1 protein-coding gene and 1 pseudogene are annotated in these 619 nt (G+C 64.8%); both read right to left on the reverse strand.

Going from position 1 to position 619, the window contains the following annotated elements:
* On the reverse strand, window positions 1-421 hold a 421-nt coding region (locus tag AOK00_RS41080), incomplete at both ends, for a beta-1,3-glucanase family protein (protein ID WP_254047637.1).
* Window positions 422-423: 2 nt separating this feature from the next.
* Window positions 424-619 (reverse strand): annotated as a pseudogene (locus tag AOK00_RS41085) (beta-1,3-glucanase family protein); the annotation flags it as partial.

Below are 619 nucleotides of genomic sequence, written 5' to 3' on the forward strand. Positions count from 1 at the left end.
CGTCGGCCATCTGGGCATGGATCTTGCGGGAGTAGTGGTTGGTCACCGCGTCCTTGTAGAAGTCCGCCGAGGACGTGTCCGGCTGGTTCGGGTTCGTCAGCAGGGTGGAGCGGTTGTAACCCGCGCAGAGCGTACGGGAGATGGGGCCGCGCACCTGGTCGTTGGGGGCGTCGAGGTGCTTGTAGCAGCCGAAGACGCTGTCGGAGTCGGGCTTCTGGAACGAGGTGACGACGGCCCCGGACGTGTTGGTGAAGTTCATGACGTTTCCGGAGACCCGGCCGAAGTACTTCACGGAGGGCTGGTTCGCGAACGGCGTCACGGTCAGCGTCGAGGAGGAGTACTTGGTCCAGACGCGGTTGATGTAGTCGTTCATCACCCCTGAGGGCAGTGCGCCGGCCTCGATGCCGTGCCCCGGGGCCAGNNCCGACGGCGTAGGGCGCGGAGACCATGTCGACCTGGGTGCTGTTGATCCAGAGGCCCGCGTCGTTGAGCGTGTACTCGGACCAGTTGAAGAGGATGTTCCTGTTGGGGTCGCTCGGGTTCTGGACCGCGGGCTGCACGAGGCCGCCCGTCGCCACCTTGAAGACCAGCTTCTGTCCGTAGCTGAAGTAGATCCGGC

Source organism: Streptomyces aureus (assembly GCF_001418135.1).
Taxonomy (GTDB): domain Bacteria; phylum Actinomycetota; class Actinomycetes; order Streptomycetales; family Streptomycetaceae; genus Streptomyces; species Streptomyces aureus_A.